The following is a 20849-nucleotide window of genomic DNA, read 5'->3' on the forward strand; positions in this document are numbered from 1 at the left end:
AGTGCTTTTGAAATGGTAAAAATTACGTCCTACGGTGTTCGGCCCATTGAGCGGCCTTACTTTGATGATCTGAATAAGTACGGTTTTGATATGACCTATGTGGAAGATCTGTTAACGCATGACAATGCCGAAGCCTCAAAGGGGGCAGACGCGGTGCTCGTGCGGGGTAACTGCTTAGCTGATCGGCAAAACCTAGAAAAGTTTGCGAGCTGGGGCATCAAGTACGTCTTCACGCGTTCCGTTGGGTTTAACCACATGGATTTGCAAGCGGCGGCCGACTTAGGGATTGAAATGGCGCGCGTACCGGGTTACTCACCGTATGCGGTTGCGGAATTGGCCTTTACGTTGGGGATGAACCTGTTCCGTCACGTCAACTTGGGTATCAGCCAAACGCGGCAGGCCGACTTTACCATTTCACCAGCTATGTTCAGTAAAGAAATTCATACGGCGACGGTCGGCATCGTGGGTATTGGCCGGATCGGCTATACTGAAGCCAAGTTATACAAGGCATTGGGCGCCAAAGTGGTGGCTTACGACCCATACCCTTCGGATGCTGCTAAGGAATTGGCCGAAATGATGGACTTGCCAGACTTACTCAAGCAAAGCGACATCGTGTCTGTTCACGTTCCTTATTTCCCAGGAAAGAATGAAGACTTGATCGATGACCAATTTGTTTCGCAAATGAAGCAGGGGGCCGTCTTGATCAACACGGCACGTGGCGAGTTGGCCAACATTCCAGCCATTTTAAAAGGCTTGGCAGATGGTCATCTGGATGGCTATGGCGCCGACGTAGTGGTGGATGAGGTCAATATCCTAGGCAAGCAATTTGCTAGTGTGGATGATATTCCCAACCAGCAAGTCCGCGACTTGGTTCGCGCCAATCCGCGAGTCTTGATTACGCCACACGTGGGGTCTTACACGGAGCCCGCACTGCAGGATATGATCAGCATCAGCTACGATAACTTCCATGACATCTTGACCACGGGAGCCACGAAGAACGCCATTCACGCGAAGTAACACTAATTGACTAGTGTTTAAAGATTACCGGAGTGAAGGCCACCGCCTTACCGTTCGCCAAATTTGGACCGGGACGCTGTGGGGAGGACGGCTCGAGCCAAAGAGCGGTCTCGACCCTCGCTTGAAGCCGAAAATTCCGTCTTCAAGTCGCCATTTACCAAGAAGATCACTTGGTAAATCCCACGGCTGAGTCCAAATTTGGCTCACTCACGGCTATATTGATGTTATCAACTATTGTTGTGTTGAATGGTCGCTGTTGCTTCAGATGGTTAAACTAGCTGATCATTCGCAGACCAGCTAACACCACCTTCACGGCCGGTACTTTTAGTAGAATAGGGTTAAACAGGCTTAGGAACGTTCCTTACGGGGAGCGACTCTAAGCCTGTTTGAGCATGGTTGAGAGTTTATCACCAGATGGTTATCCTTGACCCTGCTGAGGCCGTTACGCATAGCCAATTCAACTAACAGCTACGTTCAGTTGAGTAAATGGTTGCGCCCATTGATGAGATTCGGGTATATTTAGTGAGAAGTACGAGGAGTGGTGATGATGAAGGTTCTTAAAAAGCGCCTACCGTTCTGGGTCATCGTGATTGCCGTGATGACCTGCACAATTGGTGTGGCAGTGGTGACCACCGCCGTTTTGATTCATCAGGATACGGTGGCGGCGAGCAAGCAGGCAATGCAGACACGGATTCTGAAGGTGGCGAAATCGACAGCCAAAATGTCTCAGGTTAAGCAGGTGATTCGCGCCTCTAATGGCGGGGCCACGACTAACCTGCAGACCTATATCAAACCCCTGGTGAAGCGAGACGACGTTGATTTCATTGTTGTTTTAAACCACGACTTGATTCGGCTATCCCATCCCCTGGACAAAGACGTCGGTCGCCATTTCTCGTCGCTACAAGACCCCCAGCCCGCGTTGAAGGGACAGACGCACTACTCACAGCGAGCGGGCGTTCTAGGCCCCGAATATCGCGTCTTTCAGCCCGTCTACGACCACGGCAAAGTGATCGGCATCGTCTGTGTCGGGGTGACCGCTAAGAACTTAAATCAGCAGTTGCAGCGCCAGACGCGGCCAATCTTAATCGGTGGGATGATAGGCCTCTTGGTGGGACTCGGCCTATCCGTCCTGTTAGGAATGTACCTGCGCTACCTGCTGCTGGGAATGTCCCCCAGTGAGATTGCGGAGCGCACCGCCCAACAAACTCTGGTCGACGATGCCTTGCCGGAAGGGGTAGTGGCGATCAATCGACGGGGGTTAATTATCTCTACCAACCAGACGGCCCAGACGTTGTTTCAACAGGACTTAGTCGTGGGACAACCACTGCCGTCGACCTTACGGGACCTGTTGTTTATGGGTGCCGCTGTGTCGCAGGCGACCACCGGCGGCATCGAGGTGACCTACCTGGATAAGCAATTGCTGATCTCAACCAATGACCTCTGGGTGCGGGGAAAACGGCAGGGACAGGTGTGCCTGATTCGGGATATGTCCGAGATTACCGGCTTGATCAACAAGCTGGCCGGGACCGAACACTACGTTTCCTCATTACGGGGCCAGACGCATGAATTTATGAATCAATTGCAAGTGATCAACGGCTTGCTGGAACTGGAGGAATACCCCCGGGCACTCGAGTTCGTGGGGCAGATTACCGATAGCTATCATCAAGACCTGGGCTACGTCACGGATAAGATCAAGTGGCCCGCCATGGTGGGCTTGATTTTAGGTAAGAGTAAGGAAGCTAAGGAGCAGGGCATAGCGTTTAAAGTAACGGCTGATAGCCGGGTGCCCCAGGCCAACTTTGACGGTCAGGTGGAAGTCTTATTGCTGCGGATCGTCTCGAATTTACTGGATAATGCCCGCGATGCGATTAAACAGCCCGATGCTCAGAGCGTGATTAGCCTGACGTTGAGTCAAACGGCCGACCATTTAAAAATTGTGGTTCAGGACACGGGGGACGGCATTTCAGAATCAGTACGCCAGCAGATGTTTACCCAAGGCTTTTCTACAAAGGGAGAGCACCGCGGGTATGGGATGGGGATTATTCAGGCAGCCGTCAGTCGACTCCGTGGAACGTTGACGCTGGCGGATAATCAGCCAGTCGGCACTCGAATAACGGCAGTCGTGGAAACAAAGGAAGCGTTGAGATGAAGATATTAATAATTGAAGATGACCCCATGGTTCGGATGATCAACCATAAGTTTTTGGAACGCATCGCGGCTTTTCAGACGGTCACGATTGTCGAATGTGAGAGTGCGGTCGCGGCACTAGCTCTTCCAGACCTGGCACAGTACGAATTGATCTTACTGGATATGTATCTACCACAACTAAGTGGGACGGAATTCTTGGCGGCACTCCTCAAGCGGCAATTACATCCCCAAGTCATCATGATGACGGCGGCTAACGACCAGCAAACCTTAAAAGAGGCGGTCAACTACGGCGTCTTAGATTTTCTGATTAAGCCATTTACCTTTGCGCGGTTTGAACAGGCAATGATGAAGTTTACCCGGTTACAGGTGGTGGACGATAAGCACACGGTCTCGCAGCAGGACTTGGATAGTCTCTTTCAGGGAGGCGGTGTCGCGGCGCCCCAAACCGCCCAGACTAAGGCGCTGCCTAAGGGACTAACGAAGCTTTCGTTACAACGTATCGTGACCGCACTCCAGGCGCTGGAGGCCGATTTCTCCAATCAGGACGTGGCGGACAAGACGGGGCTGTCGCGCGTGTCTACCAAGAAGTACATCGACTTTTTAGCCACGATTGGCTTTCTTTCGTCGCAAATCGTCTACCAGGGGAGTGGGCGTCCCTTGACCAAATTCAGGCTGGATGAAACGGGCAAGCAGGCGTTGAAACCGTACCTTTAAGACGGTCTGACAACTAATCAAATAGTGGCACTCACTGCTGAATTTGGGTACAGTGAGAGTAGTAGCGATCAAGACGAAATGGGGTAGTTAGTGATGAAAACTTGGCAAAAAATTGTGACAGGGTCAACGGCCGTTGCGGCGGTAAGTGCACTGAGTATCTTAGGTGGTGCCGCGGTCGTCTACCAGGCGGCCACCAAGTCTTTTAGTCGGAACCGAGCCAAGACTAAGCAGCGGGCTATTGCGGAAAATACGGCGGATGACAATGCCTGGTATCTGCGTCACAATCCGATTGAATGGACGCAAACAAGTCTGGACGGACTGATTCTGCGGGCGAGCTTGCTCCCGGCAGCGCAGCCGACCAAGCGTATTGCAATCTTGGCACACGGACTAGGTCATGCCCGCGAGCAGATGATTCCCTACGCCCGGGTCTTCTATGACTGGGGCTACCACGTCCTCTTGCCGGATGCGCGTGCGCACGGCGATAGTGAGGGGCATACCATTGGTTACGGCTGGCCGGATCGGTTAGACTACGTGGGCTGGATTAACCAGGTCATCGCTGAGTACGGGGATGACTGTGAGATCGTTCTGATGGGGATTTCCATGGGGGCCGCTACGGTCATGGCGACGGCCGGTGAGGATCTGCCACACAACGTGAAGGCGGTCGTTGCCGATTCGGGCTATGCCTCGGTCTTAGCGGAAGCTCAGTTCCGGATTCGACATAAATATCATTTGCCGATTTACCCGATTGTGCCCATTGCCGATCAGTATTCTCGCTTGGCAGAGGGCTACCGGCTATCCGATGGTGATATTGCCGGCCAGTTACGTCGCACCAATCTGCCACTACTCCTGATTCAGGGAGCCAATGATCAGACGGTTCCGGTCGAGAACCTTGACGTGTTGTACCGGGCTGCGGCGGGACCTAAGGAGAAGTATCGGGACCCCGAAGCTGCCCACATTGCAACCAGGGCGGCTGATCCGGCGAAGTACGATCAACTCGTGGCGGATTTCTTGAAAAAATATCTCCATTAAGGAAGTCTAAAGGTTAGTTGACAAGTTTTCATTATCTGGTAACATATTAAACGGTAATCATTACTGTTTACATATTTGGCAGAGAAATGGGATGACTTGAGTGAAGCGTGCAAAGGATAGTTGGTGGCATCGCGTCTTAGCGGTGCTGGCCGTTTTAGTGGTGGGTGTGACCCTCAGTGGCTGTGGGGCAGCGACCACCACTAAGCATGCCAACGATCAGATCCGCGTGGTGGCGACGCTAGGATTCTACGGTGAAGCCGCCAAGGCGATTCTCGGGGACCGGGGTCAGGTGACCACGGTCATCAACAGTCCCAGCATTGATGCTGAAAGTTATGAGCCGGATATCAAGACGGCTAAGCTGGTGGCTAAGGCTGACGTCGTTGTAGAGAATGGGCTGGGTTACGATAGCTGGATGGATCGGGTGGTTGCGGCTAATCAGGCTGGTGACACGAAGAAACTGATCATTGGTGATCTGATGAATGAGCAGACGGGGGATAATCCCCATCTGTGGACTGATCCCACCACGATGACGAAAGTAACGCGTCAGTTAGTGACCCAATTTAGCAAGCTAGAACCGCAGCACGCGGCTGATTTTAAACGGCGCGGGGCAGCGTACGAACGCCAGCTCGCGGTGCTTCCCCAAATGGCCCAACGCTTATCGAAGGGCAGTCGCCATCAGCAGGTTGCCGTGAGTGAGCCCGTGTTTGATCTGGCGCTTAAGGCAATGGGGTATCGTGTGAGTGACCGGCATTTTGCCCAGTCGATTGAAGAAGACAGCGATCCAACCCCGGCAGATATTACCCAATTACAGGATCAGATTAAGCACCGCCGAATTGCCTTCTTCGTTGAGAATACTCAGAATACGAGTAAGAACGTAACGGCGATGGTGAACTTAGCTAAGCAGTATCACATTCCGGTCGTCAAGGTAACGGAGACGATGCCGGTACATCAAACGTATCGCACGTGGATGTTGAAACAATATCAACAGGTTCAGCGGATTCAAGCGAAGGAGGGCCAGTCGTAATGGAAAGTGCACCCATTTTAAAATTAGAACATCTCGGGGTGACTTTTCCCAATCATCCCGTGTTCGAGGACCTCAATCTGACGATTCGTCAGGGAGAAGTCTGGAGCGTCATCGGGAAGAACGGGGTAGGTAAGACGACGCTGATGCGGACAATCCTTCATCAGTTGCGGCCCACTCACGGGAAGATCACGTATTTGCCGAATCAAAACGAGGTAACCATTGGCTACGTTCCTCAATTTAGAAATATTGATGCGGATTACCCACTGACGATTAAGGACTTTGTGGGCCTGAATTTGACGGGCTGGAAGTTACCGTGGCTGTCGGCTAAAGAACGGGCTAAGGTCACTAAAATTTTGGCACAAACGGGTCTTAAGCAGTTGGCGCAACGGCCGATTGGTCAGGCGTCTGGTGGTGAAAAACAGAAGGCCTACTTGGCGCAAGCCTTAGTGGAGGCTCCCAATTTGCTGATCTTGGATGAATCCACGGCGAGTCTGGACCCTGTGACGAAGACGGAATTGCTAGACTTGGTCGCGGAGCTGAATCAGCGCCTACAACTGACCGTTCTGTTCGTCACGCATGATATTCCCATGGCGCAGAAATATACGCAACACTATCTCATGCTGACGCCGGGAAAGGTCGAGCAAGGACCAATTGAAAAGTTAACAACAGAAAAGGTGTGGGAGGGCGAAAATGTTTAGTTATGAATTTATGCGCAACGCCTTTGCGGCCGGCACGATCATCGCCATTATTTGCGGCATTATGGGCGTTTTCGTGATTGCCAGAAACATGTCTTTTCTCACCCATACGCTCTCCGAAATCGGATTTTCCGGTGCGGCCTTTGGGGTGTTTGCTGGCTGGGCGCCCTTGAACGGGATGCTCTTATTTACGGTCGTGAGTTCGGTCATTGTCGGTCAACTGTCGGCCCGTTCTGAGCGTCGTGAAGCTGCGACGAGTGCGATCTCAGCACTGTTCATTGGACTAGGGATTCTGTTCCTGTCATTGGCCAATAAGAATGCCAGTTATGCCACGAGCATTCTATTTGGGAGTGTGATTGGTATCAGTGCGAGCGACGTCCAGCAGATGCTGTGGCTGTCGTTACTGGTCCTCGTCGTGATCTTTGCGATTTACCGGTTCTTGAAGTTTGACTCATTCGACCACACCGGCGCCCGGGTTAAGGGACTGTGGACCAACGTTCTTTCGATTACTTTCTTGGTATTACTCGCTTTAAGTGTGAGTGTCGCTGCACAGATTGTCGGGTCATTATTGATTTTCATCCTATTGACCTTACCGGCGGCCACGGCGAAGTACTTCGCCCACACGGTTGGGGGCATGATGATCTTAGCGATTGCGTTGGCCCTCATCGGTGTCTGGAGCGGCCTCGTGATGAGTTACATCTCAAACTTCCCGGTATCCTTCTTCATCGCAGCCATCGAGGCGGTGTTCTACTTCATCGCCCTAGGCTGGCAACGCCTACAAACAGCCGAATAAGTTGTGGTGAAAATCATCGGTAGCGCTTCGTACAACCTGCGGCTGCCAACGATTCCGGCTGCTGTGGGGACCGCCTGCGGCCTGAGAAGCGGTCCTCCGGCTCGGTTTGAAGCCTGACAAGAATCGTCAGTCTCCAAACACGTCCCACGCTGTAACCCGAGTGAGAAACCTCGGGCTACAGCGTCGACACAGCTGCCTCCATCATTGGCCTCCTCCGGTTGTGCCATTACTGTTCCAAGCAATTAGACTTGTGATGGCTGTTCTGACGACATTTAGTTAGACGATCAATGTAGCCGTGAGTGAGTCAAATTTGGGCTCAGCCGTGGGATTTACCAAGTGACTTTCTTGGTAAATGGCGTCTTTGAGACGGGTTTCTCGGCTCAAAGCGAGGTCAGAGACCGTCCTATGGCTCTGGCCGTCCTCCCCACAGCGTTCCAGCCCAAAGTTGGCGAACGGTAAGGCGGACCGTCATTACCATAGATAATCATAAGGTCGTGGATCGTTGATGATTCACGACCTTTTTGTGCTGTATGGAGGGTTATGAGTTGAGTCCGGCTGGTGAAAACGGTAGGCTAAGAGCGGGTTGGATGGCAGTTGCCGTGTAGTGGCGAATAACCGGGAAAACGATAGTTGAGGCCCACAACTACTAGTTTTCAGAACGAGTTGTACTCGCTGCCCGCTTTCATTTTGCGAAAAATGCCAAAAAAATCTTAATTCTAACCGAAATGTAACGAAAAACACGAACATTTATGCTAAAATTGGGCTTACAATTAACTCTAAAGAAATAGTTGAGGTGAAGAGGTTGAAAGTCAGAAGAAGTGACCGGTTAGTCGACATGACCCGGTATTTATTAGAACGGCCGCACCAATTAGTGTCTTTGACATTTTTTGCTGCGCGGTATGAGTCGGCCAAGTCGTCCATCAGTGAAGATTTGACGATTCTGAAACGGACCTTCCAAGCACGCGGTACCGGTCTGCTGGAGACCGTACCTGGCGCCGCTGGTGGGGCCCGCTTTATCCCTTACATTTTAAGAGAAGAAGCCGAACAATTTGTAGATGAAATGATTACTGAATTGTCTGAAGCCGACCGGTATCTCCCCGGAGGCTACGTCTACATGTCAGATATTTTAGGCCGGCCAGCAGCGTTACGCCAAATTGGCCGGATTCTGGCAACCCAGTATTTGAATCAATCCGTTGATGTGGTCGTAACGGTGGCGACGAAAGGGATTCCGTTGGCGCAGAGCGTGGCCAACTACCTGAATGTGCCGTTTGTGATTGTCCGGCACGATTCACAGATTACGGAAGGCTCGACGGTTAGTGTGAACTACGTCTCTGGATCGACTAAACGAATCGAACGGATGGCGCTGTCCAAACGAAGTGTTAAGCCTAATTCACGAGTTCTGATCGTGGATGATTACATGAAGGGTGGCGGCACCGTTGGTGGTCTGCGCTCACTCGTGGACGAATTCGATTCACAACTTGCCGGCGTAGCGGTCTTTGCCGAAGGTGACTTTGATGGGCAACGCACGGTCAGCAAGTACACGTCATTACTGAAGATCCAAACCTCGGATGAACAAATTCGAGTGGCCCCAGGCAATTACCTGACCCAAATCTTTGGCGATGACCACAATTCATTAAATTAGGAGATATCGGTATGAGCACTAGAAATACGATTATCCTCGCAGCCGGCAAGGGCACGCGGATGAAGTCAAAGTTGTACAAAGTTTTACATCGCGTTTGTGGCAAGGCCATGGTAGACCACGTCTTAACGCAAGTGGAAAAGACCAACATGGATAAAGTGGTTACCATCGTGGGTTATGGTGCCGATGAGGTCAAAGCAACGTTGGGTGATCGGACCCAATATGCTCTGCAAGCGAAGCAATTGGGGACTGGGGATGCGGTCTTACAAGCGGAACCTATCCTGAAAGATGAAGAAGGCACGACCCTGATTGTGAGTGGGGATACGCCGTTATTTCAGGCGGAAACCTTTGATGATCTGTTCGCCTACCACGAAGCCAAGCATGCTGCAGCCACCATTTTAACTTCCGTGGCGCCAGACCCAACCGGTTACGGACGGATTGTGCGGAACAATATTGGTATCGTGGAGAAGATTGTGGAACAAAAGGATGCCAGCTCCGAAGAACAAGAAATTCATGAAATCAATACTGGGGTTTACGTCTTCGACAATAAAAAGTTGTTCGCAGCGCTGCACCAGACCTCCAATGACAATGCGCAGGGGGAATACTACCTGACCGACGTGATTGAAATCTTGAAGCACCAAGGAGACATCGTAGCGGCCTACAAGATGGCTGATTTCGACGAATCCATGGGCGTTAACGACCGGGTCGCCTTGGCGAATGCCACGAAGATTATGCGCCAACGGATTAACGAACAGCACATGCGTGACGGGGTGACATTAGTTGATCCCGAAACCACGTACATTGATGCTGACGTGAAGATTGGGGCCGACACAATCATTGAACCAGGTGTTCTGTTGAAAAGCCACACGGTAATTGGTGATGACTGCTACATTGGCGCGCACTCCGAATTGCGGAATGCCACGCTGGCAGATCACGTCACGGTGACGTCTTCATTATTGGAAGATTCCGATATGGCTAGTGGATCTAACATTGGCCCTAACAGTCATCTGCGGCCAGAATCTCACATTGGGCCTAAGGTACACTTGGGTAACTTTGTGGAAGTCAAGAAGGCCACGATTGGTGAAGGCACCAAGGTCGGTCATTTGACGTATGTGGGCAATGCCAAGTTAGGCAAGAATATTAACGTTGGCTGTGGTGTGGTCTTTGTGAATTACGACGGCAAAAACAAGCACGAGACGACGGTTGGTGACGATGCCTTTATCGGCTCTAACTCGAACTTAGTGGCGCCGTTGACGGTAGCGGATCACAGCTTTATTGCGGCCGGCTCAACGATTACCGACGCTGTCAACAAGTTTGATATGGCCATTGCGCGGCAACGTCAGACTAACAAACCCAATTATTACCAGAAACTCCCTTATCGTGGTGAAGATTAAGGTGAAGGTCTTGTGTTTCGAGACCCGATAGCATAAAATTATTGTAGTAAATTCTGGCAGACTATCTGCTATTGGAGGAAATTATGGCTACGCAATATTTTGACCCTAAACTAAAGATTTTTGCGTTAAACTCCAACAAGCCGTTGGCACAAAAAATTGCTAACGAGGTTGGTGTTGAATTAGGGAAAACTTCGGTGGACCGGTTCAGTGACGGCGAAATTCGCATTAACATCGAACAGAGTGTCCGGGGAAGCCACGTTTACGTGATTCAATCAACGTCGGCTCCCGTCAACGACAATTTAATGGAATTGTTGATCATGATTGATGCCTTACGGCGTGCGAGTGCGGCCACCATCAACGTGGTCATTCCGTACTACGGTTATGCACGACAAGATCGCAAGGCGCGGTCACGGGAACCAATTACAGCCAAGTTGGTAGCAAACATGCTCCAAACGGCTGGGGTTACCCGGGTACTGGCCTTAGACCTGCATGCTGCTCAGATCCAAGGATTCTTTGATGTGCCCGTTGATCACTTAATGGGGGCACCACTGTTGGCCGACTACTTCTTGACCAATCATTTGGATGAAGATGCTGTGGTGGTTTCACCTGACCATGGTGGGGTGACCCGTGCGCGGGCCTTGGCTGAATTCTTGAAAGCACCGATCGCAATTATCGACAAGCGTCGCCCACGGGCTAACGTGGCCGAGATCATGAATATTATCGGGGACGTTAAGGGCAAGCGCTGCATCATGATTGATGACATGATTGATACGGCAGGAACGATCACCTTGGGGTCACAAGCGTTGATGGACGCTGGTGCCAAGGAAGTCTACGCTAGCTGTACGCATCCGGTGCTGTCTGGTCCAGCGATTGAACGGATTAAGAAGTCACCAATTAAGAAGTTAGTGGTAACGGATTCCATTCAATTGACTGCTGATAAGCAGATTGAAAAGGTTCAACAAATTTCAGTTGGTCCCCTGATTGGTCAAGCCATCAAGCGGATCAATGAAAACCGGCCGGTCAGCCCATTGTTCAAGAACCGTTTCCGGAGTCACGAACAATAAATTGAGATCAAAAAAACTTGAGCGGCGCAGGGCGTTGGCTCAAGTTTTTCTTTTCTCCACAAAGGTTGGAAGAACCAATACGCTTATCAGATAGGACCACAGCCTGAAAGGTCTGCTAACCACTCACCTGCGGCTGGCAGAGATTCCACCTGCTGTGGGGACCGCCTGCGGCCTGGGGAGCGGTCCTCCGGCTCGGTTTGAAACCTGACAGAATCGTCAGTTTCCAAACGCGTCCCACACTGTAAGCCGAGAATCGGCTAACACCGTCGACACAGCTGGCTCCATTTCTGCCCTCCTCCGGTTAAGGTAGTCTTGGAATGGTAAAATGGCTTAAGCCGTATGAGCGTCAGTGCTTAGGCAATGGTATTGATAGCTTCTAGGTAGCCGTGAGTGAGTCAAATTTGGGCTCAGCCGTGGGATTTACCAAGTGATTTTCTTGGTAAATGGCGTCTTTGAGACGTGTTTCTCGGCTCAAAGCGAGGTCAGAGACCGGTTTGTGGCTCTGACCGTCCTGCCCACAGCGTTCCAGCCCAAATTTGGCGAACGGTAAGGCGGGATGTATCATCCAACCTTTAGTTTTAAATAATAATTTGATCAAGTAAGCGAAAATTTTTCATCGGTGGTTGTTAAGTCAGGATAACAGATGAACTCGGTAGTGTTTGTGGCCTAATCTAGTGGATGTGGTTACGATTAGAGCAAGTGTAGACTGCCGGTCGACTGAGTAGACTAACCAGCGAGAAGTGAAGGGAGTTTAGACAATGAAGAGTTGGCAGAGATGGACCACAGGCTGGGTAGCTGGTGGTCTACTGGTCGGATTAGCCATGCGCATCCTGGGACAGCCGCTGATGGTCATCGGTAATTTGCTGTTTATGGTCGGGTTGGCCCTGATCGTTTTTGGCTTAATCTGCGTGTTAGCCAAAGGGCATCTATTCACGGGGTGGCGGCACCGCCGGAAGAAAGGGCAAGATCCTTTGCCTGGTGAGAAGGTTGGCGTGCGGCACGTTGCCAGCGTGAAGAATTCGCCGATTGTGGTGAATGGGGGCGCGCGCTTTGGCCTGTTGGCTGGCGCAATTTATATCGTGGCAGGGGTTATTTTGACGCTATTTTAGCAGTTTAGGGGGAGTGGACATGATGGCAAAAGTGAAAACGGGGATTGATGCACCAGCGGTACCCATCAGTTATGAATTGGTCGGATTGGTATTTCTGGTCAATGCGGCATTTACCAAACCAGATCAAGGACGGATGGGGATTATTTTAGTCGGACTCCTGTGTATCATCGCGGGATTGGTATTTCTGCGCACGTCGTTGATTGGTAAGCAACACATTTGGCAGAAACTATTGGATGATGTTGGGGTGGACCCCGACAGCCAAGCCTTGGATTTAGGGTGCGGCCACGGGGCGGTTTTGAACCAAGTGGCCCAACGATTGACGTTGCCGGGAACCGTGACAGGCGTTGATCTGTGGCGTTCGCGCGACCAGTCAAAGAACTCGCTAGCGGTCACGCGGGCTAATTTAAAAGTCTGGGGCGTGTCTGATCGCACTAGCCTGGTGACGGCGGACATGACCGACCTGCCATTGACGGCAGAGAAGTATGATTTGGTGACCACCAGCTTTGCCCTGCACAATATTAAGCCAGCGGCACAACGAAAGCAGGCATTGCGGGAAGCAACGCGGGTATTGAAGTCACAGGGTGCCTTGCTCATTGTCGATACCGGCCATCACCGCCACGAGTACCAGCAGACGCTAGAGCAATTGGATTGTCGAATCGTTAGGGTGCGCCGGCTAGGGATTAACGGTTGGTGGACCGGCCCGTGGATGGCGAGCTATGAGTTGTGGGCTGTCAAGAATTAAACAAGTATGGTCAAAGGGTCTGAGATGTCGTTCTCAGACCCTTTTTGTATCGTCGGAGGGACGTAATCAAATATACGCCAGTGGGCAGTTAGTTCTATAAGTGGTGTCAATTGAGTATGAAAAAAGCCCGGGAACTATCCCCCGGACTCCAACAAATAGCTATATTGAACTTACTTTAAAGCGTACTTACGAATAGCCGCGGCCACACCATCTTCGGCGTTCGTCAGCGTTACCGCTTGGGCGGCGTCCTTGATTTCGTCAATGGCATTGCCCATGGCCACACCCAGACCAGCGTATTGGATCATGGTTAGGTCGTTACCTTGGTCACCCAGAGCCATGACTTCATCGGCAGTGAAGCCTAGTTTGGCAGCCAGTTCGCCCAGCGTGTTTCCTTTGCTGGCCTTCTTGTTCATGACTTCGATGAAGAATGGCGTGCTTTGAACGACGTAGTAACGGTCACGGATCTCTTGGGGGATCTCCTTGTTGACGCGGTTGATAATGTCAGGATCATCCACGAACATAGCCTTCGAAATCGTCAGGTTGCGGTCCATTTCGCCAACTTCGCGGTAGCGGATCAACATCCGGACTAAGTTGCTTTCAAAGATGGTGTAACCGCTGATATCCTTGTTGGCCGTGTAGATGTAATCCGGCGTTTCGATTTGGAAGTGAATTTGTAACTTCCGGGATAGGGCTTCAAGGTCGATGTAATCGTCGAAGCTCAGGGAGTGGTTGGTCATCATTTTGCCGGATACCGTTTGCGAGACCGAGCCGTTGTAGGTGATGGCGTATTGCTCGTCACCACTGATGCCGAGGGCGTCCAAGTAAGGCTGAACCCCAGTTAATGGGCGGCCAGTACATAGGACAACCTTGATGCCTTGAGCTTTGGCTGCTTGGACAGCGTCGATCGTCGCCTGGGCCAATTCATTCTTCTCGTTAAGTAGGGTACCGTCAATATCAATCGCAATCATCTTAATTGTCATGTTGTTATCAATTCTCCTTTGTTATGCTAAATCTGGGTTCAATGCGTATTTATAAATGGCCGCCGCCACGCCATCAGCGGCATTGGTGAGCGTCGTCACGTCGGCAATCGCTTTGACGCGGTCGTTAGCGTTTCCCATGGCGACACCCAGTCCGGCGGTCGTGATCATTGGTAAATCGTTGTCCTGGTCGCCCAGTGCCATCACAGCGGTGAGTGGGACGTGTAGATACTGCGCCAGTTGACGGAGTGCGTGACCTTTGTTGGTCTGGGGATGCATGACCTCGATAAAGTGAGGATCAGTTCTTACGACGTAAAAGCGTTGCGCCAATCTGGTGGGCAAATGCAGGGCATCAATTTTAGCCACCTCGTCGATGAAAACAGCGGTCGGCATCACCAGCTGAGAGGGCATCTCCGTGGCTTCACAGAAGCGGAGCGGTAAATGGACCAGTTGGCTTTCTTTGACCGTGTAACGGCTAATATCGCGGTTAGCCGTGTACAAATGCTTAGGGGTGACGACGTGAAAGTGAACCTGAGCCTGACGGGCAAAAGCCTCAAGATCCACGTAGTCCGCGTAAGTCAACGTTTGCTGGGCTAAAATGCGGCCAGTCGTCGTCTGCGCTAAGGAGCCATTGTAGGTGATGACGTATTGCTGTGGATCAGCGGCTAGTCCGAGGGCCTCCAGGTAGGGTTGCACCCCGGATAGCGGGCGACCGGTACACAAGACGATTTTGATCCCGGCCGCTTGGGCTGCGTGAATAGCGGTGATGGTGGCGGCGGTTAATTCATTGCGGGGATTGAGCAAGGTGCCGTCAATATCCACCGCGATTACCTTGATAGTCAATTTAATCAGTGTCCTTTAGGTCAACCAACTGGTCGTTGTGAATGTAGCTGCTGAATTCATCGAAAATCGGTTGGAAGATCTCGGGGGTATCGTCGCCCGGATTCAACATTTCCTTAGGAAAGAAGAAGCGTTGGTCACCCGTGAATTTGCCGCGAATGGCGTTGACGAGATCAGACACCGTTGAGAGCTCCCGGAGACTGCCATCGGGTTCTTGGAGCTCGATCTGGGTGAGGGGATGGGTGACTTTAGGATCGTAGGCGTCATCGTAGGGCAAATCGTAACTGTTATCGGTGGCCGTGTAGTAGTCGGTGTTAAAGCCGACCGAGCTGATCATGTCCCGCAGATGTGGCAGTTGGTCCTGCGTTGTTTCGTCAAAGATCACACTCTTGAGAGGCTTGCGGTCCAAGAAGCGGTGGGCCAGATCCGCCAAGATTTCGTCGGGGGATTGCCGCCAGTGGGTGAAGTAGGTGGTCAGCACCCCGTCATCGAGATTCAGGTAGTCTTCTAAGTCAAATTGATGGTTAAAGAAGGGCAGTAACAGGTGGGGAATGAAACTTTCGTCACTCTTACCGGCCTGATACAGTTCGTTGGCGCGACCGAGTAAATGGTCCAGAATGACTTCCATAGCTCGGGATACCGGATGGAAGTAGACCTGTTGATACATCTGGAAGCGACTGACGATGTAGTCCTCAACGGCATGCATCCCGTTCATCGCAAAGGCAATGCCGTCTTTATAAGGCCGCATAACCCGCAGAATCCGGGTCAGATCAAATGTGCCGTACTCGGTTCCAGTGAAGTAGGCGTCCCGGAGGAGATAGTCCATGCGGTCGGCGTCAATTTGACTGGAGATCATCTGCACCACTTGAGGATTCGGGTAGGTCTTTTGAATCACGCTGGCAACCTCCTGGGGGAAGGTCGGGCTGACACGCCGCAAGATCTGATTGACCTCTGTTTTGGGCGATGTCAGGATTTCGGCGGTGATGGCCTCGTGATCCGTGTGAAAGATGTGTTCAAAGGTGTGGGAGTAAGGACCGTGGCCGATGTCATGGAGGAGGGCGGCACACAGGGCAGTCAACCGCTCATGGTCATCCCAACCGCCATCGCCAGGTATTTTAGTCGGATAGTTGCGCTGGAAATTGTCGCAAATTCGGCGGGTGACTTCGTAGACTCCTAGTGAATGGGTGAACCGGGAGTGTTCCGCGCCGTGGAAGATCAGTGAGGCGGTGCCTAGCTGTTTAATGCGTCGAAGCCGCTGAAACTCGCGGGTGTTGATCAGATCTAAAATAACCTGGTGCTGAACGTAAATATAGTTGTGGACGGGGTCCCGAAAGACTTTTTCCCGGGGCAGTCGTGCGGTTGCATAGCTCACAGTGATTCCTCCTTACAGAATATTTTTAACAAAGACTAGTGGGTGGTTAAGCGGGGTTGGCGCTTGGCCATCTGCGCAGTGGCGCGCTCTAAACTCGTTTTAAATCGGGGGGCGGCCATCATGGCGGCCAATTTTCCCCGACCAATGCGTAGCCCAGCTGTAGAACAGGCCGTCAGGAAACGTTGCTCTGCGTCGGCAACGGTGAGCGGCTGATTGAGGAGAGCAGCCGTAGTCGTCATGACCGCCGGATCAACGTCGGGGAATTGCCAGTCGTTGGTGTGATCGCCCAGTCCTGCCCGGTAGAAGTCACGGACAAGATTTCCCCGTAGTGCTTGGTCGCCGGTGACGCTGAGGTACAGCATCGTCACTAACGCTTGGGGACTCCGGCGTTGTGCAATGCCCGCAATCTTCAAGCCATCGACGCTGAGGTCATAATCGCCGGGGCAATAGGACCGGGTAATTTCGTAGTGTTTGAGGTCGAGCTCGGGCCAGGCGGCAGTGACTAATTGGGTCATTTGCGCATAGGCCGCTTCAACGCTGAGGGCGGGCGTCGCCAGTGGCGCAAAGAGCGAGACGTTAAGGACGCCCCCGTCAGCGACAACGGCGAGTCCCCCGGAATTGCGCAAGACAACGTCATAGCCAGCATGGCTGACGGCCCTGATAGCCGCCGATAGCTGCGGCAGTCGTTTATCCTTTAACCCCATAATCACGGTGGGGGCCATCGTCCAGAAATGTAAGATCGGTTGTTTGAGAACCGGAACTAGATCCAGTAGCGCATTGGTATAACCAAATGCCTGATTTTTCTGGTCGCTTGGGATGGGCGTGCTCACCACCTGAATACTATCGGTTGGTAATGTTAACGAGTCCATTACCTCACCTGCTTTCGTGTAATGGTTTCAATGTCACCATTATACTAGAAAACTGGGGCGGCGTCATGGTCTGGACCAATTATCCCGTGGTAATTTGGGCTTGGCGTGGTTTTCAATTTGAAAAGGAGTCGAGATCAAAGCCACAATTTGCCTTCAGCCCCGGACTAATAGCACTAATCGTCCTTGGCCGTGCTCGCAGGGTTTAGATAGACCGGGTAAATTGTCCACGTAAGCTTATCCTTGAAACACAAAAGGTAGGTTTTCCCCGAAAAATGAACTATAATTAATCCAGACAATTCACGGAAGGGAAGTGTGCAGATGGATCAATTATCAGCGGGGGTGCCCGTCATGATTCACCTAGAGACCCATATCAAACAAAATGATGATGTTTCTGATTACCAATTAGATGTTGATGGTCAGCTTGTCCAAATGGGCGATAACTTATATTTACGTTACCTAGAACCTGATGATGACACGGGAGAAAAGACGCCAGTGACGATGAAGTTTACACCGGAGGGTGAAGTTCACCTGACGCGCAACGCCGAAGCGGAATTGCGGTTGCACTTCATCAGTGGAAAACGCGTAACGGCCCGGTATAACACGCCTTACGGGATTATGCCGATTGAAACGGTCACGCCATATTTGGAGACCAGTTTCAAGGAACGGCCGTTTAGTGGAAACGTTAAGATTGATTATTTGCTCTATGCTGGTGAAGAATTAGTCGGGAACTATAAGATTAGATTGCAATTTACGGCATAAGCGAGTATCATATTTCGTAGACTGTGGAAAGGACGTGCACCAGTTTGGAATTAAAAGTCTTTGAGGGCCAGAATAAAAAGGAATTATCAATGATCGAAGTTGCGCATGCTATCTTGTCGCAACACGGCGATGTCATGGCATTTGCTGACTTAGCGAACGCCGTCCAAGCTTATTTAGGCGACAGCGATGCTGAAGTTCGTGACCGGCTGTCCCAATTCTATACGGATTTAAATGTCGATGGTAGTTTCATTTCTCTGGGTGATAACCTTTGGGGACTGCGAACTTGGTATCCGTTTGAATCCATCGATGAAGCAACGGTTCACGCTGAGGAAGATGAAGATCAACCTAAGCGTAAGAAGCGCAAGAAGGTTAATGCCTTCTTGGCTGACACGACCGATGACGATGACGTGATCGATTACGATGACGATGATCCAGAAGATGATGATGACACGACCGCCTACGCTGCCAATGATGACGACGATGACGATAGTGCGACTGGGTCAGGTCCAGATCTCGGTAAGTTACAGACCGGGCTGGGCATCGACAACGATGATGAAGAAGACGATACAGAAGACATCCCAGAAGGTATCGAAGATCAGCTTTCACAAATGGAAGCACCCGATGATGATACTGACAATCTCGACTTTTCCGCCGATGACGACGAAGAAGACGATGATGAAGATGACGACAGCGATCAGAAATAAATTTCTAACGTTCGCTTGACCTTCAGTCAAAAAACAGGTACTATATTTTTTGGGCTCCTTACTACTTGTAGTGAGGACAACTGAACGGTGAAGTCGCTCCCTATTCGAATGAATAGGGAGCTTTTTTATAGTTTTAAAACCCTAAATAATCTTACAAGGAGTTTGCACATGACCAAATATATTTTTGTGACTGGCGGCGTAGTTTCATCACTAGGTAAGGGAATCGTTGCTGCTTCCCTAGGACGGCTGTTAAAGAACCGTGGTTTAAACGTAACCATTCAGAAATTCGATCCGTACATTAACGTGGATCCCGGCACGATGAACCCGTATCAACACGGGGAAGTGTTCGTGACCGACGACGGGACCGAAACGGATTTGGACTTAGGTCATTACGAACGTTTCATCGATAACAATCTGAACAAGTACTCAAACGTGACGACTGGTAAGATTTATTCAGAAGTTTTGGAAAAAGAACGGCGTGGCGATTATCTGGGAGCAACTGTGCAAGTGATCCCACATATTACCGGCATGATTAAAGAAAAAATCATGCGCGCCGGCAAGACGTTAGGTGCTGATTTTGTCATTACCGAAATCGGCGGGACCGTTGGGGATATTGAATCGCAACCATTCCTGGAAGCCATTCGGCAGATGAAGTCGGAAGTGGGCGACGAAAATGTCGTATACATTCACACGACGTTGGTTCCTACGCTCCATGCGGCCCACGAAATGAAGACCAAGCCTACGCAACACTCTGTACGTGAACTGCGGAGCATTGGGATTCAACCGAACATTTTGGTGGTGCGGACAGAAAATCACATTACCGATGACATGCGGCAAAAGATTGCGTTATTCTGTGACGTGCAACCATCCGCGGTCATTGAATCGATGGACGTGCCGACGATTTATTCCATTCCATTACGATTACAAGAACAGGGCTTAGACCAGATCGTGCTGGATCATTTCAAGGTTAACGCACCTAAGGCAGACATGGCGAAGTGGTCGAAGATGGTCGATCACATGCAGAACTTGAAGCGGACCATCAAGATTGCCTTGGTTGGTAAATACGTGGGCTTACACGATGCCTACATTTCCGTGGCGGAAGCCTTACAACACGCCGGCTACCCCGTAGATGCTAAGATTGATTTGGATATGATTGATGCCGAGAAGATCACGGAAGATAATGTGGCAGATGTATTAGGTGCCGCCGACGGGATCATCGTTCCTGGTGGTTTCGGTGATCGGGGGATCGAAGGCATGATCACGGCCATCAAGTATGCGCGGGAACAAGACGTCCCATTCCTGGGGATTTGCCTGGGGATGCAGGTTGCCAGCATCGAATTTGCTCGGGATATCTTGGGCTACAAGGATGCTAACTCAACGGAAATGGATCCTGAGACGAGCCACAAGATTATTGACTTGATGGCCGATCAAACGGATGTCCATGAAATGGGTGGCACGCAACGACTAGGGCTATACCCTTGCAAGCTGAAGCCAGGTAGTAAGGCCGCTGCGGCATACGATAACCAGGCGATGGTTCAAGAACGTCACCGTCACCGTTACGAATTCAATAACCAATACCGGGCAGAAATGGCGGCTAAGGGGCTGGTCTTCTCTGGGACTTCTCCTGACGATCATCTGGTCGAAGTGATTGAATTGCCAGAAAAGAAGTTCTTCGTGGCCTCACAATACCACCCAGAATTCCTGTCACGTCCTAACCGTCCAGAAGGCTTGTTCCGTGACTTTATCGCGGCAGCCAGCAAGGAAGTTAAGGACTAGGCAACTTGGTGGCTCATTGCGCCTTACCGGTCAGCAGATATGGGCTGGAACGATACTGCTGAAGTTCTGGCAAAGATTTTTGGTTTTTCGACTTTCAAATAAATAAAAAAGTAAAAGTCATATCAGTAGCGCTCCCTTTGCAGAGCTACCGATATGACTTTTTTGTCGTTGGGTGGTGCTGATC

The 20849-nt window shown here is 51.1% G+C and carries 19 protein-coding genes; 15 read left to right on the forward strand and 4 right to left on the reverse strand.

Annotated features, from left to right (window positions below; all coding sequences use genetic code 11):
• The first annotated feature begins 12 nt into the window (after positions 1–12).
• From HF569_RS04825 to HF569_RS04880, 12 genes are all read left to right on the forward strand, one after another.
• Positions 13–1017, forward strand: a complete 1005-nt coding sequence (locus HF569_RS04825; protein ID WP_168901531.1) for a 2-hydroxyacid dehydrogenase — start codon at positions 13–15, stop codon at positions 1015–1017.
• 547 nt (positions 1018–1564) lie between these two features.
• Positions 1565–3166 (forward strand): ATP-binding protein, encoded by a 1602-nt coding sequence (locus HF569_RS04830; protein WP_168901532.1) that lies wholly within the window; start codon positions 1565–1567, stop codon positions 3164–3166.
• Positions 3163–3879 (forward strand): response regulator, encoded by a 717-nt coding sequence (locus HF569_RS04835; protein ID WP_168901533.1) that lies wholly within the window; start codon positions 3163–3165, stop codon positions 3877–3879. The genes HF569_RS04830 and HF569_RS04835 overlap by 4 nt, the downstream gene beginning before the upstream one ends.
• A 93-nt stretch (positions 3880–3972) precedes the next feature.
• Positions 3973–4908, forward strand: coding sequence for an alpha/beta hydrolase (locus tag HF569_RS04840; RefSeq protein ID WP_168901534.1), 936 nt, complete (start codon positions 3973–3975; stop codon positions 4906–4908).
• A gap of 100 nt (positions 4909–5008) precedes the next feature.
• Complete coding sequence (locus HF569_RS04845) at positions 5009–5932, forward strand: metal ABC transporter solute-binding protein, Zn/Mn family (protein WP_332870961.1); 924 nt, start codon at positions 5009–5011, stop codon at positions 5930–5932.
• Positions 5932–6630, forward strand: coding sequence for a metal ABC transporter ATP-binding protein (locus HF569_RS04850; RefSeq protein ID WP_168901535.1), 699 nt, complete (start codon positions 5932–5934; stop codon positions 6628–6630). The genes HF569_RS04845 and HF569_RS04850 overlap by 1 nt, the downstream gene beginning before the upstream one ends.
• Positions 6623–7420 carry a metal ABC transporter permease gene (locus HF569_RS04855; RefSeq protein ID WP_168901536.1) on the forward strand — a complete coding sequence of 266 codons (798 nt, stop codon included), beginning with the start codon at positions 6623–6625 and terminating at the stop codon, positions 7418–7420. The genes HF569_RS04850 and HF569_RS04855 overlap by 8 nt, the downstream gene beginning before the upstream one ends.
• A gap of 802 nt (positions 7421–8222) precedes the next feature.
• Positions 8223–9062, forward strand: coding sequence for a pur operon repressor (gene purR, locus HF569_RS04860; protein WP_168901537.1), 840 nt, complete (start codon positions 8223–8225; stop codon positions 9060–9062).
• Positions 9063–9073: 11 nt separating this feature from the next.
• Positions 9074–10453, forward strand: coding sequence for a bifunctional UDP-N-acetylglucosamine diphosphorylase/glucosamine-1-phosphate N-acetyltransferase GlmU (gene glmU, locus HF569_RS04865; protein WP_168901538.1), 1380 nt, complete (start codon positions 9074–9076; stop codon positions 10451–10453).
• Between the two features lie 83 nt (positions 10454–10536).
• Positions 10537–11517, forward strand: coding sequence for a ribose-phosphate diphosphokinase (locus HF569_RS04870; protein ID WP_168850250.1), 981 nt, complete (start codon positions 10537–10539; stop codon positions 11515–11517).
• Positions 11518–12275: 758 nt separating this feature from the next.
• The gene (locus HF569_RS04875) at positions 12276–12626 is read left to right on the forward strand and encodes a DUF3899 domain-containing protein (protein WP_168850251.1); all 351 of its coding nucleotides are present in this window, start codon (positions 12276–12278) and stop codon (positions 12624–12626) included.
• Between the two features lie 19 nt (positions 12627–12645).
• The gene (locus HF569_RS04880; protein ID WP_168901540.1) at positions 12646–13368 is read left to right on the forward strand and encodes a class I SAM-dependent methyltransferase; all 723 of its coding nucleotides are present in this window, start codon (positions 12646–12648) and stop codon (positions 13366–13368) included.
• 170 nt (positions 13369–13538) lie between these two features.
• On the opposite strand, the gene yidA (HF569_RS04885) is transcribed toward HF569_RS04880, so the two are convergent.
• Genes yidA (HF569_RS04885) through HF569_RS04900 form a run of 4 tightly spaced genes read right to left on the reverse strand, consistent with a single transcriptional unit; the run spans position 13539 to position 17426 of the window.
• A complete protein-coding gene (gene yidA, locus HF569_RS04885; protein ID WP_168901542.1) occupies positions 13539–14348 on the reverse strand; it encodes a sugar-phosphatase in 810 nt (269 codons plus the stop codon).
• Positions 14349–14369: 21 nt separating this feature from the next.
• Positions 14370–15188, reverse strand: coding sequence for a sugar-phosphatase (yidA, locus tag HF569_RS04890; RefSeq protein ID WP_168901543.1), 819 nt, complete (start codon positions 15186–15188; stop codon positions 14370–14372).
• Position 15189: 1 nt separating this feature from the next.
• Positions 15190–16557 (reverse strand): HD domain-containing protein, encoded by a 1368-nt coding sequence (locus HF569_RS04895; protein ID WP_168901544.1) that lies wholly within the window; start codon positions 16555–16557, stop codon positions 15190–15192.
• Positions 16558–16592: 35 nt separating this feature from the next.
• Positions 16593–17426, reverse strand: coding sequence for a lipoate--protein ligase family protein (locus tag HF569_RS04900; RefSeq protein WP_168901545.1), 834 nt, complete (start codon positions 17424–17426; stop codon positions 16593–16595).
• A gap of 318 nt (positions 17427–17744) precedes the next feature.
• Between HF569_RS04900 and HF569_RS04905 the strand changes: the two genes are divergently transcribed.
• The 3 genes from HF569_RS04905 (at position 17745) to HF569_RS04915 (ending at position 20665) form a co-directional block, all read left to right on the forward strand.
• Complete coding sequence (locus HF569_RS04905) at positions 17745–18185, forward strand: DUF1934 domain-containing protein (protein WP_168850257.1); 441 nt, start codon at positions 17745–17747, stop codon at positions 18183–18185.
• Positions 18186–18229: 44 nt separating this feature from the next.
• Positions 18230–18889, forward strand: coding sequence for a DNA-directed RNA polymerase subunit delta (rpoE, locus tag HF569_RS04910; protein WP_168850258.1), 660 nt, complete (start codon positions 18230–18232; stop codon positions 18887–18889).
• A gap of 168 nt (positions 18890–19057) precedes the next feature.
• Complete coding sequence (locus HF569_RS04915) at positions 19058–20665, forward strand: CTP synthase (protein WP_168901546.1); 1608 nt, start codon at positions 19058–19060, stop codon at positions 20663–20665.
• The last annotated feature ends 184 nt before the right edge of the window (positions 20666–20849 follow it).

The organism is Levilactobacillus tujiorum (assembly GCF_012641185.1).
GTDB classification, from domain to species: Bacteria; Bacillota; Bacilli; order Lactobacillales; family Lactobacillaceae; genus Levilactobacillus; species Levilactobacillus tujiorum.

Excerpts from the sequence above, each read along its gene's own strand:
- HF569_RS04825 (WP_168901531.1), top strand. The coding sequence starts at position 13 with ATGGTAAAAATTACGTCCTACGGTGTTCGGCCCATTGAGCGGCCTTAC.
- HF569_RS04830 (WP_168901532.1), top strand. The coding sequence starts at position 1,565 with ATGAAGGTTCTTAAAAAGCGCCTACCGTTCTGGGTCATCGTGATTGCC.
- HF569_RS04835 (WP_168901533.1), top strand. The coding sequence starts at position 3,163 with ATGAAGATATTAATAATTGAAGATGACCCCATGGTTCGGATGATCAAC.
- HF569_RS04840 (WP_168901534.1), top strand. The coding sequence starts at position 3,973 with ATGAAAACTTGGCAAAAAATTGTGACAGGGTCAACGGCCGTTGCGGCG.
- HF569_RS04850 (WP_168901535.1), top strand. The coding sequence starts at position 5,932 with ATGGAAAGTGCACCCATTTTAAAATTAGAACATCTCGGGGTGACTTTT.
- HF569_RS04855 (WP_168901536.1), top strand. The coding sequence starts at position 6,623 with ATGTTTAGTTATGAATTTATGCGCAACGCCTTTGCGGCCGGCACGATC.
- glmU (WP_168901538.1), top strand. The coding sequence starts at position 9,074 with ATGAGCACTAGAAATACGATTATCCTCGCAGCCGGCAAGGGCACGCGG.
- HF569_RS04870 (WP_168850250.1), top strand. The coding sequence starts at position 10,537 with ATGGCTACGCAATATTTTGACCCTAAACTAAAGATTTTTGCGTTAAAC.
- HF569_RS04875 (WP_168850251.1), top strand. The coding sequence starts at position 12,276 with ATGAAGAGTTGGCAGAGATGGACCACAGGCTGGGTAGCTGGTGGTCTA.
- HF569_RS04880 (WP_168901540.1), top strand. The coding sequence starts at position 12,646 with ATGATGGCAAAAGTGAAAACGGGGATTGATGCACCAGCGGTACCCATC.
- yidA (WP_168901542.1), bottom strand. The coding sequence starts at position 14,348 with ATGACAATTAAGATGATTGCGATTGATATTGACGGTACCCTACTTAAC.
- HF569_RS04900 (WP_168901545.1), bottom strand. The coding sequence starts at position 17,426 with ATGGACTCGTTAACATTACCAACCGATAGTATTCAGGTGGTGAGCACG.
- HF569_RS04905 (WP_168850257.1), top strand. The coding sequence starts at position 17,745 with ATGGATCAATTATCAGCGGGGGTGCCCGTCATGATTCACCTAGAGACC.
- HF569_RS04915 (WP_168901546.1), top strand. The coding sequence starts at position 19,058 with ATGACCAAATATATTTTTGTGACTGGCGGCGTAGTTTCATCACTAGGT.